Here is a 316-nt window from a genome sequence, read left to right on the forward strand (position 1 = left end):
GTCTGAATAGCCTGGTGAAACTCCTTTAAGCTTGAACTTTCAACCTGTCGGTAAAAGTTATACAATCCCTCTTTAACCTTATTAGGAGCTGACGTACCAATTTCCTTCGCCTCTTCAAACCATAACCTGTAGGCTTCTTTCAACGCATAAGCTGTACGCAGCTCTTCAGACAAACCAAGATACCTTTCTAAATACCAGTGTTGCCGATCATTTAATTGGCTATATGGCTTATGAAAAATGTGCTTCATTCTTTTACATTTTTTGCGGTCATATGGATGAAAATCTTTCTGGACCCGCCTTCTCACTCGTTCTAAAG

1 protein-coding gene is annotated in these 316 nt (G+C 39.9%); it reads right to left on the bottom strand.

The window, feature by feature from the left end:
• Nucleotides 1-316: transposase (locus tag D3H55_RS23785; RefSeq protein WP_136035808.1), on the bottom strand; the 316-nt coding region annotated here is incomplete at both ends.

The sequence above is a fragment of the Bacillus salacetis genome (genome assembly GCF_003581585.1).
Taxonomy (GTDB): domain Bacteria; phylum Bacillota; class Bacilli; order Bacillales; family Bacillaceae_B; genus Rossellomorea; species Rossellomorea salacetis.